This window comes from Dechloromonas denitrificans, assembly GCF_001551835.1.
Classification (GTDB): Bacteria; Pseudomonadota; Gammaproteobacteria; order Burkholderiales; family Rhodocyclaceae; genus Azonexus; species Azonexus denitrificans.
On record NZ_LODL01000040.1, the window covers coordinates 76,519 to 91,741 of the forward strand.

13 protein-coding genes are annotated in these 15,223 nt (G+C 62.9%); 6 read left to right on the plus strand and 7 right to left on the minus strand.

The window, feature by feature from the left end:
• The first annotated feature begins 29 nt into the window (after window positions 1-29).
• The 3 genes from AT959_RS19150 to AT959_RS19160 are packed head-to-tail and all read left to right on the plus strand — an operon-like array spanning window position 30 to window position 3,471.
• Complete coding sequence (locus AT959_RS19150) at window positions 30-377, plus strand: STAS domain-containing protein (RefSeq protein WP_088179018.1); 348 nt, start codon at window positions 30-32, stop codon at window positions 375-377.
• Window positions 374-1,336: an MBL fold metallo-hydrolase gene (locus tag AT959_RS19155; RefSeq protein ID WP_066886979.1), complete on the plus strand. Its 963-nt coding sequence runs from the start codon at window positions 374-376 to the stop codon at window positions 1,334-1,336. The genes AT959_RS19150 and AT959_RS19155 overlap by 4 nt, the downstream gene beginning before the upstream one ends.
• Window positions 1,333-3,471 (plus strand): CHASE2 domain-containing protein, encoded by a 2,139-nt coding sequence (locus AT959_RS19160; RefSeq protein WP_066886982.1) that lies wholly within the window; start codon window positions 1,333-1,335, stop codon window positions 3,469-3,471. Before AT959_RS19155 ends, AT959_RS19160 begins: the two co-directional genes overlap by 4 nt.
• On the opposite strand, the gene AT959_RS19165 is transcribed toward AT959_RS19160, so the two are convergent.
• On the minus strand, window positions 3,468-4,058 hold the full coding sequence (locus AT959_RS19165) for an OmpA family protein (RefSeq protein WP_083518509.1): 591 nt from the start codon (window positions 4,056-4,058) through the stop codon (window positions 3,468-3,470). The two genes, AT959_RS19160 and AT959_RS19165, sit on opposite strands and share 4 nt — an antisense overlap.
• Window positions 4,048-4,506 carry a FecR family protein gene (locus tag AT959_RS19170; protein ID WP_240481894.1) on the minus strand — a complete coding sequence of 153 codons (459 nt, stop codon included), beginning with the start codon at window positions 4,504-4,506 and terminating at the stop codon, window positions 4,048-4,050. Before AT959_RS19170 ends, AT959_RS19165 begins: the two co-directional genes overlap by 11 nt.
• Window positions 4,507-4,524: 18 nt before the next feature.
• Here AT959_RS19170 and AT959_RS19175 point away from each other — a divergent pair, with 18 nt between their 5' ends.
• Window positions 4,525-4,923 (plus strand): ATP-binding protein, encoded by a 399-nt coding sequence (locus tag AT959_RS19175; RefSeq protein ID WP_066886987.1) that lies wholly within the window; start codon window positions 4,525-4,527, stop codon window positions 4,921-4,923.
• Here the strand turns inward: AT959_RS19175 and AT959_RS19180 are convergent.
• Genes AT959_RS19180 through AT959_RS19200 form a run of 5 tightly spaced genes read right to left on the minus strand, consistent with a single transcriptional unit; the run spans window position 4,920 to window position 12,874 of the window.
• Window positions 4,920-7,406: an ABC transporter permease gene (locus AT959_RS19180; RefSeq protein ID WP_066886989.1), complete on the minus strand. Its 2,487-nt coding sequence runs from the start codon at window positions 7,404-7,406 to the stop codon at window positions 4,920-4,922. The genes AT959_RS19175 and AT959_RS19180 overlap by 4 nt on opposite strands.
• Complete coding sequence (locus tag AT959_RS19185; protein WP_066886992.1) at window positions 7,403-9,490, minus strand: putative bifunctional diguanylate cyclase/phosphodiesterase; 2,088 nt, start codon at window positions 9,488-9,490, stop codon at window positions 7,403-7,405. The genes AT959_RS19180 and AT959_RS19185 overlap by 4 nt, the downstream gene beginning before the upstream one ends.
• A 28-nt stretch (window positions 9,491-9,518) precedes the next feature.
• Window positions 9,519-10,880 (minus strand): DNA repair protein RadA, encoded by a 1,362-nt coding sequence (radA, locus tag AT959_RS19190; protein ID WP_066886995.1) that lies wholly within the window; start codon window positions 10,878-10,880, stop codon window positions 9,519-9,521.
• A complete protein-coding gene (alr, locus tag AT959_RS19195) occupies window positions 10,881-11,975 on the minus strand; it encodes an alanine racemase (protein WP_066886999.1) in 1,095 nt (364 codons plus the stop codon). It abuts the gene before it with no gap.
• Window positions 11,972-12,874, minus strand: a complete 903-nt coding sequence (locus tag AT959_RS19200; protein ID WP_066887009.1) for a LysR family transcriptional regulator — start codon at window positions 12,872-12,874, stop codon at window positions 11,972-11,974. Before AT959_RS19200 ends, alr begins: the two co-directional genes overlap by 4 nt.
• A 329-nt stretch (window positions 12,875-13,203) precedes the next feature.
• Between AT959_RS19200 and AT959_RS19205 the strand changes: the two genes are divergently transcribed.
• Window positions 13,204-13,719: a PEP-CTERM sorting domain-containing protein gene (locus tag AT959_RS19205; protein WP_066887012.1), complete on the plus strand. Its 516-nt coding sequence runs from the start codon at window positions 13,204-13,206 to the stop codon at window positions 13,717-13,719.
• A 218-nt stretch (window positions 13,720-13,937) separates the two neighbouring features.
• Window positions 13,938-15,203 (plus strand): lysophospholipid transporter LplT, encoded by a 1,266-nt coding sequence (gene lplT, locus AT959_RS19210; RefSeq protein ID WP_066887015.1) that lies wholly within the window; start codon window positions 13,938-13,940, stop codon window positions 15,201-15,203.
• Window positions 15,204-15,223 lie beyond the last annotated feature (20 nt).

The following is a 15,223-nucleotide window of genomic DNA, read 5'->3' on the forward strand; positions in this document are numbered from 1 at the left end:
ATTTTCTGTGGCTGTGTTTTCAGGCGATGATGCATCTTCCTACCCGCGAACAGTCCGGCGTTCTGATCGTTTCCGTCAGCGGCCGCATAGACCACATTGCGAGCGAAGAGTTCACTAAAGCACTCGACCCGTTGCTTGCCAGCTGCGTTCCGGGCAAGCCGCCCCTCCTGCTCGACTTCTCCGGCGTCGACTACATCAGCAGTGCCGGCCTGCGCGTGCTGATGATCGCTTCGCGGCGCGCCAAGGGCCAGCGCGGCGTTTTTGCCATCGCCGCCTTGCAGCCACTGGTCCAGGAAGTTTTTGCGATCAGCCGCTTCAATCTGATCATGCCCTGCTACGTCAGCCTGGATGCTGCCTGCAAGGTGCTCGGCGCATGAAGAAGGTCTGCTTCTGGGGGACCCGCGGCTCGCTGCCGGTTTCCCTGACCGCCCGCGATGTCCGCGAAAAGATCATCTCGGCGCTGAGCGCCGCCAACGGCAAGTCCTTCAAGACGCCCGCCGCCCTCAACGAATTCGTCGCCACGCTGCCGTTCAGCACCGCCGGCACCTTTGGCGGCAACTCGTCATGTGTCGAAATCATCAACGGCGGCACCGAGCATTTCATCTGCGACATGGGCAGCGGCGCCCGACCGCTCGGCCAGGCCAAGATCGCCACCTACGGCGTGCCCAACCCGCAGACTTACCACATCTTCATTTCGCACCTGCACTGGGATCACCTGATGGGCTTTCCGTACTTCGCGCCCATGTACATCCCCGGCAACCGCATCGTCATTCACGGCTGCCACGCCCGGCTCGAAGAAGCAATCCGCCTGCAGATGCGCTCGCCCTGCTTTCCGGTCGATTATTCCCAGGCCGGCGCCCGCATCGAATTCGACCTGATGACGCCGGACCAGGCGCATTACATTGCCGGCATCAATGTCACCCCCAAGCTGCAACTGCACGCCGGCGACTCCTACGGCTACCGCTTCGAAAGCATCGAGCAGACAGTGGTTTATTCGACCGACTGCGAGCACCAACTGGACGATCTCGTCGAACGCGAAGCCTGCGTCAAATTCTTCGCCGGGGCCGACCTGGTCATTTTCGACGCCATGTATTCGCTGGCCGAAGCCGTCTCGGTCAAGGCCGACTGGGGCCATTCCAGCAACGTCGTCGGCGTCGAACTGTGCCAGGCCGCCGGCGCCCGTCGGCTGGCGCTGTTTCACCACGAGCCGGCGCATGACGACATCCAGTTGAATCGTTTGCTGGCCGAAACCCGGCGCCTCGAACAGATCACCCGGGGCGATCAACCGGCGCTGGAAATCATTTCCGCCTACGACGGCCTGACCGTCACCCTGTGAAACGCCTGCCCGGCACCGCCCTGCTTCGGGCCGGCCGTGGCCTGGCCTTGCCGATCCTGCTGCTGCTTGGCGCGGCGCTGGCCCTGGAGAATATCGAGGCCACCCCGCTGGCCAGCCTGCGCAACGCCCAGTTCGACCGCTATCAGCGGCAGATGCCCCGAGCCCGCGACAACGAACCGGTCATCGTCGTCGGCATCGACAGCCAGAGCCTGGCCGCACACGGTCAATGGCCGTGGTCGCGCGAACTGCTCGCCGAACTGACGCATAAAATTCTCGCCGGGCAACCGCTGGCACTGGGCATCGACATCGTCTTTGCCGAACCTGATCGCTACAGCCCAGGCGTCCTCGGCGAAAAGCTGGCCGGACTGCCGCGCAACATTCTGGCCAAACTCCCCGAACCAGACAGTGTGTTCGCCGAAGCGCTGGGTGACGGCCCAACCGTGTTGGCCGTGGTCGGCCTGGCCAACGCCCTGCCCGGCTCGCGCCCGCCGCACAAACCCTTGCCACTGCTGGCCGGCGGCGACCTGGCCCGGCAACCGATCGCCCGCTTTCCCTCAGCTGTGGTCAGCCGCCCCGTGCTGGAAAAGGCAGCCAACGGCGAAGGCTTCATCAATGCCAGCCCGGATGCCTTGCGCTCCAGCAGCGAGCGCGGAGTGCTGCGCCGCGTTCCGACCCTGGCCTTCATCGACCACCAACCATTCCTGCCGCTTTCGCTGGAAATGCTCCGCCTGGCGCTGGGCAGCGCAGGGCAAACCGTGCCCGAATTCGGCCAACACGGCATGACCGGCCTCCGCATCGGCGACTATCGGTTACCAACGCAAGGCAACGGCGACTTGCTGATTCATTACGGCAAGGCCAGTTCGCATTACTACCTGTCGGCGGCCGATGTGCTGGCCGGGGTGCACGCACCCGAAATCTTCCAGTCGCGCTTCGTCATTCTCGGCTTCAACAGCACCGGCCTGCAAGACAGCATCGTCACGCCGCTCGGCGAGATCGTCCCCGGCGTCGATATCCACGTCCAGGTCATCGAAAGCATGCTGACCGGTGCCGCGCTGCAACGACCGTACTGGCTGCCCTGGCTCGAACTCGCCACCCTGCTGCTCGGCGGCCTGCTGCTGATCGTCGCCGTACCGGCCTTGCGGCCGCGCCTGGCGGTACTCAGCTACAGCGGCCTGGCCGCCCTGCTGATCGGCGGCGGCTACCTTGCCTTCTATTCCGGACAGTGGCTGTTCGATGGCCCGTCGCTCAGCCTGCTGCTCAGCCCGGTCTTTGTTTCGCTGCTCGGCAGCACCCTGATCGAGGCCGACGCCAAACGCCGGCAGGCCGAACACGAACTCCAGGACAGCCGCGAAGCCGCCGCCCGCACCGCCGGCGAACTGGACGTGGCGCGCCGCATCCAGATGGGTCTGCTGCCCGACCCGCAGGCCCTCTTTGCCGAGGAAAAACGCTTTGCTGTCGCCGCCCTGCTCGAGCCGGCTCTCGCCGTCGGCGGCGACTATTACGATTGCTTCATGCTCGACGAGCGGCGGCTTTGCCTGGTGATCGGTGATGTCTCCGGCAAGGGCATTCCGGCCAGCCTGTTCATGGCCATCTCCAAAACGCTGACCGGCACCCTGACCCGACTCGAAAGCAATCTCGGCCAGGCCATCCGCGATGTCGAGCGGGAACTCAACCGGGAGAATCCGGAATATCTTTTCGTCACCGCCTTCGTCGCCATTCTCGATACCGATAGCGGACAACTGGATTTCGTCTGCGCCGGGCACGATGCACCGTTGCTGATGCGGCGCGGGACGATTGCAAAAGTCGACACGCTGACGCATGCCGGCCCGCCGCTCTGCGCGACCGACAGCTACCCCTACCAGGCCGATCAGATGCAACTGGAGGCTGGCGACCTGCTGTGCCTGTTTACCGATGGCGTCACCGAAGCCAGCGACGGCCAGTCGATGTTTGGCGGCGAACGCCTGGCCGCAGCGCTGCTCCGCCACCGGGAAAAGGCCCCGCCCGACCTGCTTGCCGCCTTGCGCGATGAAGTACGCGCTTTCGAGGCAGGCCATCCGGCGGCGGATGACCTGACCCTGCTCCTGCTCAATTACTGCGGTCAACCGGCTCCAACAGCCAAAAATGGCGCGCTTTAACGCAGGTTGATTTCAACCCGCCGGTTCGCCGGTTCATCGACCTCGTCAGCCGTCGGGACCAGCAGTTCGCGCTCGCCGCGGCCAACCGCCTCCATCTTCTCGCCCGCGACACCGGCCTCGACCAACAAGTCGCGCACCGACTCGGCCCGCTTCAGCGACAAGGCATCGTTGCCCAGGGCATTACCGACCGTGTCGGTGTGGCCAATGACCATGACTTCGACGGCCGCCCGTTGGCCGACTTCGGCACGCAGCTTGGCAAATTCGGCCTGCGATTCGGCGGTCAGTTGATTGCTGCCGGCCTCGAAATACAGGACATAACTTTTCGGCCGCATCGGCTGGGCCGCCAGCGCGGCACCGAAGCGCTCCTCGACATGTTCCGGACTGGCCTGATAGGTCTCGTTGGCACCGACCCGGCGGGCCGTCGCCGCATAGGGGCGGTCGAGACGGATCTCGCCGCCGGCATCGCGGACGACCACGGCGCCTGGACGACCGTCAGCCGATGGCAGCAGCACCACGCGCTCGCTGGCACAACCGGCCGCCAGCAGCACGGCCAGCGCCAACACGGGCAGTCGGAAATCAGTCCTCACGGCCGTCTCCCACTTCGATGACGAACTCCGTGCCGCGCACGCCGAGCACCGAAGTCGGCGTATGGAAATCGACGGATTCCGGCGTCTTCTTGGCGATCTTGCCGCTGGCCACCGACAGCGTGCCCTTGCGAATGCCGACCGACATCTGGCCGTCCGTCGTCGTGCTGTCGAAGGCAAACTTGTCGATGGTGATCAGCGAATTCGGCCCGGCCGACAACAGCGTGCTGTCCCGCAAGGTGACGCCGACCGCGCCGTCGCTGCCGGTGCGCAGCTTGTCGGCTACGAGCACCGGCGTACCGACCACCGCGATCAGCTTCTGCCCGTCGCGCTCCAGCGTCACCGACCCCTTGCTGGTCTTGATCATGCCTGCCGATTCCGCCGCCTGCGCCGTGCCGCAGATGCCCAGTACAAGCAGCATACAGGCGGCAAGCCGATGTGTTTTAATCATGCTGGATCCCAAAAAGATATGTCTGCCCATTTTACGGAATTTTCTGTCAGCGCGCGTTACGCCGAACTGCCTGGCCTGATGCGCGAAATCGCCCGCCAGACGGCCGAATTCGGCTGTCCGGCCGGTGCCTGCGAACGCCTGCAACTGGTCGTCGAAGAGCTGTTCACCAATAGCATTGCGCACGGTTACGGCGGCGAATGTGAAGCGCCCGTCCGGATCGGACTGAGTCGTGCCGGCGACCGCCTGACCCTGCGCTACATCGACCAGGCCGCCCCGTTCGACCCGGGCAAAATTGCCCCTGCAACAGCGTCGACCGCAGCAGTCGGCGGTCTCGGCCTCGGCCTGATCCAGGGCATGAGCAAAAGCATCCGCTACCAGCGCCTCGGCCCGCACAACGTGACCGAGCTGGACTTTTAGGCCCCGGCCCGCAGCGCCAGCAAGGGCGGCGTCTGCAGCAGGCGGCGCATGGCCAGCCAGCCGACCGCCACGCTCAGCACCGCGCCCCCCGCGGCCGAGTACAGCAGCAAGAGCGGATCGAAGGGCAGGCTCAACTCGAAGACCCGGCGGGCAATGACCTGGCCGAGCGCACTGGCACCCATGGCGGCGATCAGGCCGGCCGTCGCCCCGGTCACCGCCAGCTCGGTCAACATGGCCTGCCGCAACTGCCGGCGATGCGCCCCGAGGGCGCGCATGATCGCCAGTTCGTAACGCCGCTCGTCGAAAGCGCTGACCAGCGCCGAATAGAGCACGATGGCGCCGGCCGCCAGCGTGAACAAAAAGATGAACTGCACAGCACCGGCCACCTGGCCGACGACGCCCTGGAACTGGCGGAGCACGGCGCCGACATCGATGATGGTCAGGTTGGGAAACTGCATGATCAGTTGGCGCCCGAAGGCCTGTTGCGCCTCAGGCAGATGGAAGCTGGTGATGTAACTGGCCGGCGCGTCATCGATGACGCCGGGCGGGGTCAGCACGAAGAAATTGACGCGCATCGAATCCCAATCCAGCTTGCGCAAGCTACTGACGACAACCCGTTCTTCCTGGCCGGCGACCATGAAGACCAGTTCGTTGCCGAGCCCGATGCCCAGGGTTTGGGCCAGCCCTTCCTCGACCGAGGCCAGCCCCTGTCCGGCGTCGTTCGGCCCGAACCAGCGGCCGGCGACCAGCCGGTTGCCGGGCGGCGGATCGCTGCGCCAGGACAGGTTGAACTCGCGCTCGATCAGGCGCTGCGCCCGCTCGTCATCCGGGTAGCTGGCCGCACTGACCGGCCGCCCGCCGATCTCGATCAGCCGGGCGCGCACCATCGGCGACAGCTCGGCCTTGATGCCGGCCTGCGCCAGGCGCTCGCCCAGGCTGGGCAATTGATCGGGCTGGATGTTGATGACAAAACGATTCGGGGCATCGGTCGGCACTGCTTTTTGCCAGGTTTCGAGCAGTTGACCGCGGATCACGGTCAGCAACAGCATCGCCATCAGGCCGACGGCCAGTGCGACGATCTGCAGGGCGCTGGCCGAGCGATGCCGGGCCAGACTGGCCAGCCCCTGGCGCCAGCCGAAGCCGCCGCCACTGCGCAGGCCGGCAATCGCCCCAACCGCCAGCCGAGCGAGCGACCAGAAGACCAGCAGCGCCCCGGCAAAGCCGAGCACGGCCAGGCCACCGAGCCGGCGGTCGCCGGCGACCAGCACCATCAGGCCGGCCAGCAAAAGCAGGCCCAGCGCGTAACCGCCGAGCAGGAAAGGCGTCGGCGGCCCGAGCTCGCGGCGCAAGACGCGCAGGGTCGGCACCTTGCTCAGTTGCAACAGCGGCGGAAAGGCAAAACCGAACAACAGCACCGCTGCCACCGCGGCGCCCTGCCCGAGCGGCAGCCAGCCCGGCAGGGGCAGATCGATCGCCAGCAAGCTGCCGAGCCAGCGCAGCAGCACGAAATGGGTGGCAAAACCCAGCGCCGCACCCAGCCCTATGGCGAGCAGCGCCAGCCAGATGAACAAGGCGGCATGCAAGCGGATCAGGCCGAACTGGGTGATGCCGAAGCAGCGCATCACGGCACAGGCATCGAGGTGGCGCTGCATGTAGCGCCGGGCGGCCAGGGCGACGGAAACGGCGGACAGCACCACAGTCAGCAAGCTGGCCAAGCCAAGGAAACGCTGTGCCCGGTCGAGCGCGCTGCGAATCTCGGGCCGGGCATTTTGCGCATCTTCGAGGCGTTGACCGCGGGACAGACGCGCCTCCAGCCACTTCCGGAAGCCGGCCACCGCTTTCGGCTCACCGGTCAGCAAGCGGCGGTAGGTGACGCGCGAGCCGAACTGCACCAGCCCGCTCGACGCAATGTCATCGACGTGCATCAACAACCGCGGCGCCAGCGCAAACAGATTGAAGCTGCGATCCGGCTCCTGGGTCAGGATGGCGGCAACCTGCAACTGGCGCTGCCCCAAAGTCACCTGATCGCCCGGCGCCGCCTGCAGGGCGGTAGCCAGCCGTTCATCGAGCCAGACGCTGCCGGGCTGTGGCCCTTGCCCGACCGGCTGGCCCGGCTCGCCAATTTGCTGCGCCGCCGACAGGCGACCGCGCAGCGGGTAGCTGCTGCTCACCGCCTTGATGTCGGCCAGCTGGGCCTGGCCGTTGGCCAGCACCATGCTCGGGAATGTCAGCGTTTCGGCCAGCACCAGCCCACGCCGGCGCGCCTCGTCAATCACGACGCTCGGCCACGGCTGGTCGGCAATCAGCACCAGGTCGCCGCCCATCAGTTGTTGTGCTTCGCCGTCCAGCGCCAGGCGGACGCGGTCGGCAAAGAAACCGACTGCCGTTACCGCCGCCACCGCTACCACCAATGCGGCAAAGAGCAGACGCAACTCGCCGGAGCGAAGTTCGCGGCCGAGCATGCGCCGGGCCAACCCGATCATGCGACGACCGACCAGCGTGCCCGGAACTCGGCCGGTGCCACCGCCCGGCCATGCAGATAGCCCTGCAATTGGTGACAGCCCAGTGCAGCGAGGAAATCGGCCTGCTCGGCGGTTTCGACGCCCTCGGCCACCACTTCGAAGTCGAGGCTCCGGGCCAGCGCCATCACCGAGCGGATGATCGCTTCGTCGCCCGGATTGCTGCCGATGCCGACGACGAAGGACTGATCAATTTTCAGTTGCTGCACCGGCAGCATTTTCAGGTAGCTGAGCGACGAGTAGCCGGTGCCGAAATCGTCGAGCGCCAGCGTGATGCCAAGGCGGCGCAAACGCTCCAGCAACTCGAAGGCATCGCTCACCGCCATCACGACCGACTCGGTGATCTCCAGCTTGAGGCGGGCCGGGTCCATGCCGGTATCGACCAGGACCTGATCGAGGGTATCGATGAACTCCGGTCTTTCCAATTGCTTGACCGAGAGATTGACCGAGACCTGCGGCAGATCGAAGCCGCTGCCCTGCCACTGCATGACCTGCCGGCAGGTTTCGCGCAACACCCAGTTACCGAGGCTGACGATAATGCCGGAATCCTCGGCCAGCGGGATGAAACGCGATGGCGGAACGCTGCCCAGCTCCGGACTGTTCCAGCGAACCAGCGCCTCGGCGCCGACCAATACGCCGGTCTGCGTATCGACCTGCGGTTGCAGATGGACGGACATTTCGCCGTTTTCCAGCGCCCGGCGCAGCAGGTTTTCCATCCGGATGCGCGCCTGGGCATCGCGCGTCATTTCCGGGGTATAAAAGTGGAACTGGCCGCGCCCGATGGCCTTGGCGCGATACATCGCGGTATCGGCATTGCGCATCAGGTCGACCACGCTTTGCCCGTCGCCCGGGAAAAGGCTGATGCCGACCGAGGTCGACAGGAACAGTTCATGGCTGCCCAACTGGAAAGGCTGCTCGAAGACATCGACGATTTCCTCGGCCAGCGTCGCCACATCGCGCTCGTCGTGCACACCTTCCATCAGGCAGATGAACTCGTCGCCGCCGAGGCGGGCCAGCATGTCGATCAACTTGACGTTGTCACCGATGCGGGCGGCGACGGCAACGAGCAGTTCATCGCCAACGCTGTGCCCGAGCGAGTCGTTGACCTGCTTGAACTGGTCGAGATCGACGAAGAGTACGGCCAGACGCTGGTCATTCCTTTCAGCATCAAGCAGGCTTTGGTCGAGGCGCTCGATGAAGCAGCGGCGATTGGCCAGCCCGGTCAGCGGATCGTGGTAGGCCAGATAATTGAGCTTGCTTTCGGCTTGGCGACGCTCGGCGATCTCAGCTTCGAGCTGCTTGTTGGTCCGCTTCAGCTCGATCGTCCGCGCTTCGACCTGGATTTCCAGGGTGTCGCGCGCCGCCTTGATGCGCCCTTCCTGGTCGGTCAGGATTTTCTGGGCCCGGCGCACGACCAGGAACTGCATCAGGTAAAGCCCGCCAAAAATACAGGCAACGCCGCCCGTCACCCACCACAGGGTGCGGCTCAGCAACTGCATGAAGGGAGTCACATCCTGATAGAGCTCGAGTACGCCTTCGATCGCCGCATTTGTACCGCGCACCGGGATATAGCTGGCCAGCGTATCGGCTTCGGCCAATCCCCTATCCGTGCCGTAGGGCGAGTCGCGCAAAATTAGTTCGCTGCTCACGTTGCCATGCATGGCCGTGCGAAAACCGTTGTTATCGAAACGGTTCTCGCCTATCTGCTCCGGATCGGTCGAGAAGATGACCGTACCGAGGCGGTTATACAGCTTCACCTTGACCACTGCCGTATTCCGCATCAGGGCGGTAACGCTGGCCTGCATCTGCCGCTCCTCCCCGGATTGCCGCAGAAAGGCAGCATCCTTGCCGATCGAGGCCAGCATCAGCGCCTCCAGCGGGGTCGTCAGCGAATTCCTGAAGACCTGGGCCATCGCCACGTTGCGGTCCTCGGCCAGTTCGGTCATCTGCTGGATTGCCAACTGGCGGTAAAGCGGCCCGAGAATGCCGGCAGCCAGCACGATAAGGATGAAACTGACCGTCGAGAAGTAACGCGAGAGATTGAACATATATGCCGAAAGGGATGCTTCCGACAGCTTATTCCAACTCGCGTATGCGGGCTACCGCCTCCTCGACCCGTTTGACGCCAATCACCTCCATGCCGTCAATGCCTTGCTTCGGTCGATTGGCCTCGGGAATCAGTGCCCGGGTGAAGCCGAGCTTGGCCGCCTCCTTCAAACGCTCCTGGCCACGCGGCGCCGGGCGAATCTCGCCAGCCAGGCCGACTTCGCCAAAGACGACGAGTTTCGACGGCAAGGGCTTGTTTTTCAATGAAGAAGAAATCGACAACAAGACTGCCAGGTCGGCCGCCGGCTCAATAATCTTGACCCCCCCTACCGCATTGACGAAGACGTCCTGATCGAAGCAAACGATGCCGGCATGCCGGTGCAGCACGGCCAGCAGCATGGCCAGGCGCTGCGCATCCAGACCGACGGTTAGCCGCCGCGGATTGCCATGGGCGCTGTCGACCAGCGCCTGGATCTCGACCAGCAGCGGCCGCGTTCCTTCCTGCGTCACCATCACGCAGGAACCGGCGACGTCCTGCCCATGCTGCGACAGGAACAGGGCCGACGGGTTGTTGACGCCTTTCAGCCCCTTGTCAGTCATCGCAAAGACGCCGAGCTCGTTGACCGCACCAAAACGATTCTTGAAGGCGCGCACCAGCCGGAAACTGGAATGGGTATCGCCCTCGAAGTACAACACCGTATCGACGATGTGTTCGAGCACACGCGGCCCGGCCAGCGCTCCTTCCTTGGTGACGTGACCGACCAGGATGATGGTGATGCCCAGCTGTTTGGCCAGCCGCGTCAGTTGTGCAGAGCACTCGCGAACCTGTGCCACCGAACCGGGAGCACTGGAAAGCTCGTCGGACCACATGGTCTGGATCGAATCGACCACCGCCACTTCAGGGCGTTCTGCCTGCAGGGTGGCCAAAATACGCTCCAGATTGATCTCGGCCATCAGTTGCAGGCGTCGCGTATCGAGGCTGAGGCGACGGGCACGCAAGGCCACCTGTTCGCCCGACTCCTCGCCGCTGATATAGAGCACCTTGTGGCCGACCGACAGGTGTGACAGCGCCTGCAGCAGCAAGGTGCTCTTGCCGATGCCAGGATCGCCGCCAATCAGTACCACCCCGCCCGGCACCAGGCCGCCACCGAGCGCCCGATCGAATTCGCCGATGCTGGTCGCGATGCGCTCCGTCTCGCGCGCCTCGATTTCCGACAAATTCTGCAATTTGGCACTCGGCGCCAGCGACTCGAAACGATGATTGCTCGATGCCTTCTCGGCCACCGTTTCGACCAGCGTATTCCACTGGTTGCAGCCGGGGCACTGCCCCTGCCACTTCGGGCTGGTCGCACCGCATTCGGTGCAACTGTAGATCGATTTGATTTTTGCCATTTAAACCTCGTCGACCGCAAGCGGCACGCGGGGAGCCAGGGCACAGAACAGTTCATAAGCGATGGTCCCGGCGGCGCTCGCCACCTCGTCGGCCGGCACAGGACCGGCAATTCCCGCGCCCCACAAGGTGACCGGCGCGCCGATGCCAGCTTCGGGAATATCGGTCAGATCGCAGGCCAGCATGTCCATCGAAACCCGGCCGATGGTCCGCGTCCGCTTGCCCATCACGGCAATCGGCGTACCGCTCGGTGCATGGCGCGGGTAACCGTCGGCGTAACCGCAGGCAACGACACCAATCCGCATCGGCCGCTCGGCAGTGAAGGTGCCGCCGTAACCGACTCGCTCACCGGCCGCCAATTCCTGCACGCCGATGATCGCGCTCTCCAGTGTCATCGCCGGCTGCAGGCCGAGATCGGCCGCACTCTGGTCGGCAAACGGGCTGGCCCCGTAGAGCACGATGCCCGGCCGCACCCACTCGGTATGCGTCGCCGGGTAACGAATGATTGCCGCCGAATTGGCCAGGCAGCGCGGCCCGGACCAGTTGCCGGCCAGTTTGGAAAAGCGCGCCATTTGCCAGTCGATGCCGCGCTCGCCATCGGCTTCGGCAAAATGGGTCATCAGGCTGACCTCAAGCGTCGGCACTTGGCGCAGCATTTCGAGAGCCCGCGGCAGGTTGGCCGCAGTGAAGCCAAGGCGGTTCATGCCGGTATTCAATTTCAGGTAGATCGCCAACGGCGCTTCGAATTTGCCGGCCTGGAGCAGCAATTCCAACTGTTCCTGACAGTGAATCACCGTCGTCAGCCGATGCTCGACCACGGCCCGCACATCGCGCGCACTGAAGATGCCCTCCAGCAGCAGAATGGGCTGAGTAATCCCCGATTCACGCAAGGCCACCGCATTTTCACATTCCAGCATGGCGAAGCCGTCGGCCTCGTCGCGCAAGGCAGCCAGCGCCCGCCATTGACCGTGACCATAGGCATTGGCCTTGATCACCGCCCACGCCTTCGAGTTCGGCGCCAGTTTTTTGACCAGTCGATAGTTATGCCGGATGGCGGCGCCGGAAATACGGGCGCGGATCGGTCGTGAGGTTTTCATAAAGCCAGTTCTCGGAGCTTCTTCTTGGCAAAATCGATAAAGGTTGTCGTCAGGCGCGACTGGAAGCGATCCTGCGGATGCACCAGATAGAGGCTACGCGTCAGCGGCGGGTTCAGCGGCACCGAGGCCAAGGCGCCCAGTCGGGTTTCCTTGGCGACCACGGCCCGCGACACGATGGCGAAGCCGAGGCCGGTCGACACCACCCCTTTCAATGCCTCCGGGCTGCCCAGTTCCATCTGTGTTTTCAGGTTTTCAAGCGGCACCTGATTGGCGGCGAAATAGGCATCGCTGATTTCCCGGGTTCCCGAGCCCGGTTCGCGGGAGATGTATTCGTAATCGGCCAGCACCTTGGGAGTCACCGACTTCAGCGTGGCCAGCGGGTAGTCAGGGGCGCAGATGACCAGCAACTCGTCCTCGCAGCAGATCTGGCTGTTCAGGCCGGATAGCTTGGCCGGCGCCTCGATCAGGCCAACATCCAGCGTATGTTCGGCGACCCTGCTTTCAATGCTCTCGGAATTGGCGACAATCAGCCTGGCCCGGACCTGCGGATAGAGTGCGTTGAACTCGCCCAGCACGCGCGGCAGCATGAATTCGGCAATCGTCGTGCTGGCCCCGACCAGCAAGGGGCCGCGCATTTCGCCGGTCATTTCGGAAAGGCGGGTTTCCATTTCGTCCGACAAGGCCAGGATCCGCTCGGCGTAACCGAGGACCAGCTCCCCGGCCGGGGTCAGCGAGATGCTGCCGTGGCGCCGCTCGAACAAGCGGGTGCTGTATTGCTCTTCCAGCTGTTTGATCTGAAAGGTGACGGCCGGCTGCGTCATGAACAAGGCGTCGGCCGCCCGGGTGAAACTGAGGTGCTTGGCAACGGCATGAAAGACTTGCAAGCGCCGGTCAGCCATGATTTCTCTCCCTTGAGGTGTGTGGGCGATATTCAATCATAGTCGCCCCCCATTTTTGGGCATGAATCTGACACAAATCTAACAAACGGGTAGCTCGCAATCAATTTGAAGCTCAAGTACTAGATCAAGGCCAGCAACAATGGATCTGCAAATTTTCCACATAATTTTTCAAAAATGACAATCAACTTAACCCTTGGTTATACCGGTTTGCGATTACTGATTCTACCCGATCATCAGTAGTGTCGATTTTCTTTACAGTCAAATTATAAAACACTCTGAAATCAAAAAATTCACAATTAAAACAATGCTATTTTTGCATGGTGTAATTTATGCTTAAGATGGCCAAGCCAACCAAAAGCAAGGGGAAGTATATGAAGCTAATAACCTCAACCATCGCGGCTCTGATTTTGTCCACCGCCTCACTCACAGCGAATGCCACGACCGTCTCCTTCACTGTCAACACCGAGAGTGGCCAGTGGGGAACTGGGATATTTTCGGGCAGCGACGCCAATTCAGACGGAATCCTTAGCCTTAACGAACTTATCGCTTTTGATGGCTCGAACAATATTGAAGCAGAGACCGTGACCTTAGCCGGGCTATCTGGTTTCGGTACTTTCAATATTGCCGGCAACAAATGGAATAGTGACGGCCCGGGCTGGGGAGAGCTCGATTTCGCCTGGTTTAGCTGGAATGGCGACCAAAACTCAGTGAATAATAGCTGGTCCAAGGTATCAACCATTATTACCATCGATCAAAACAATAGCGTCCCCGAGCCAGGCACCTTGGCTCTTGCCGGACTGGGTTTGGCAATGGCCGCTTCGATGCGACGCCGCAAAGCAGTCTAATCAGACCCGCCCTCCCAAAGCGCTCTTCGGAGCGCTTTTTTGTTTACACCAAGTCGGAATAAAGGCTGTCACCTTCGCTTAACGATTGCGCCTTAGTGTGGCTTTCTCTCCAACGCCAAGCAGCCAACATGCACAACTCGAAAGGCGCCGCAAGCCTTGCGTCCCGCGCAAAGCGTGGTATAAACCTCGACCAAAGTTATATAAGAGACAAGACACTCGTGCCGTTTGGCTTCTACATCATCATGGCCGCGCAGTTTTTTTCCGCGCTGGCTGACAACGCCCTGCTGATTGCCGCCATCGCCGCGCTGCGTGAAATGCATGCGCCATCCGAGTATGAGCCGCTGCTGAAGACTTTTTTCACCGTCTCTTATGTGCTGCTGGCGGCCTTTGTCGGCGCCTTTGCCGACTCGATGCCGAAATGGCGGGTGATGTTCATCAGCAACACAATCAAGATCGCCGGCTGCTCCTTGATGTTCTTCGGCGCCCATCCACTGGTCGCCTATGCCGTGGTCGGCCTCGGTGCTGCCGCCTACTCGCCGGCCAAGTACGGCATCCTCACCGAATACCTGCCGCATCGCCTGCTGGTCGTCGCCAACGGCTGGATCGAAGGCCTGACGGTCGGCGCCATCATCCTCGGCGTCGTCATCGGCGGCACGCTGATCCGCCCGGAGGTTGCCCAAACCCTGCTCGCCTTCGACTTCCCGCTGATCACCACCGGCATCGACACGGTCGGCGAAATGGCACTGACCGTGGTTGCCGTGCTTTACGTCCTGGCCGCGATCTTCAATCTGTACGTGCCGGATACCGGGGTCGATCACAAGCCGCTGAAGAAAAACCCGATTTACCTGATCCACGAATTCAATCACTGCCTGGCGCTGCTCTGGCGCGACAAGCTGGGCCAGATTTCACTGGCCGTGACAACCCTGTTCTGGGGGGCTGGGGCAACGCTGCAATTCATCGTCATCAAGTGGTCCGAAGTGGCACTCAACCTCGACCTCTCCAAGTCATCGATGCTGCAGGGGGTTGTTGCCGTCGGCGTCGCGGTCGGCGCAATACTCGCCGCCAAGTTCATCACCTTGCGCAAGTCGGTGCGGGTCATTCCGCTCGGTATCGCAATGGGCCTGATCGTGCTGGTGATGAACTTTGTGCACCAGATGTGGATGGCCATTCCACTGTTGATCGTCATCGGCGCCCTGTCCGGCTTCTTCGTCGTGCCGATGAACGCCCTGCTCCAGCATCGCGGCCACATCCTAATGGGCGCCGGTCACTCGATCGCTGTCCAGAACTTCAACGAAAACCTGTCGATCCTGATCATGACTGGGCTCTACTACATGATGATCAAGATGGACCTGTCGATCTACTGGGTTGTCACGCTGTTCGGTCTGTTCGTCAGCGGCCTGATGTACATGATCCGTCAGCGCCACATCGCCAACCAGGCGGCACAGGACGACGTCCAGCACCTCGACGACAGCGCCCATCACTGACCCCCGGCTCGCCGCCAGGC

Excerpts from the sequence above, each read along its gene's own strand:
- AT959_RS19150 (WP_088179018.1), top strand. The coding sequence starts at position 30 with ATGCATCTTCCTACCCGCGAACAGTCCGGCGTTCTGATCGTTTCCGTC.
- AT959_RS19155 (WP_066886979.1), top strand. The coding sequence starts at position 374 with ATGAAGAAGGTCTGCTTCTGGGGGACCCGCGGCTCGCTGCCGGTTTCC.
- AT959_RS19170 (WP_240481894.1), bottom strand. The coding sequence starts at position 4,506 with ATGATTAAAACACATCGGCTTGCCGCCTGTATGCTGCTTGTACTGGGC.
- AT959_RS19175 (WP_066886987.1), top strand. The coding sequence starts at position 4,525 with ATGTCTGCCCATTTTACGGAATTTTCTGTCAGCGCGCGTTACGCCGAA.
- AT959_RS19180 (WP_066886989.1), bottom strand. The coding sequence starts at position 7,406 with ATGATCGGGTTGGCCCGGCGCATGCTCGGCCGCGAACTTCGCTCCGGC.
- AT959_RS19185 (WP_066886992.1), bottom strand. The coding sequence starts at position 9,490 with ATGTTCAATCTCTCGCGTTACTTCTCGACGGTCAGTTTCATCCTTATC.
- radA (WP_066886995.1), bottom strand. The coding sequence starts at position 10,880 with ATGGCAAAAATCAAATCGATCTACAGTTGCACCGAATGCGGTGCGACC.
- alr (WP_066886999.1), bottom strand. The coding sequence starts at position 11,975 with ATGAAAACCTCACGACCGATCCGCGCCCGTATTTCCGGCGCCGCCATC.
- AT959_RS19200 (WP_066887009.1), bottom strand. The coding sequence starts at position 12,874 with ATGGCTGACCGGCGCTTGCAAGTCTTTCATGCCGTTGCCAAGCACCTC.
- AT959_RS19205 (WP_066887012.1), top strand. The coding sequence starts at position 13,204 with ATGCTTAAGATGGCCAAGCCAACCAAAAGCAAGGGGAAGTATATGAAG.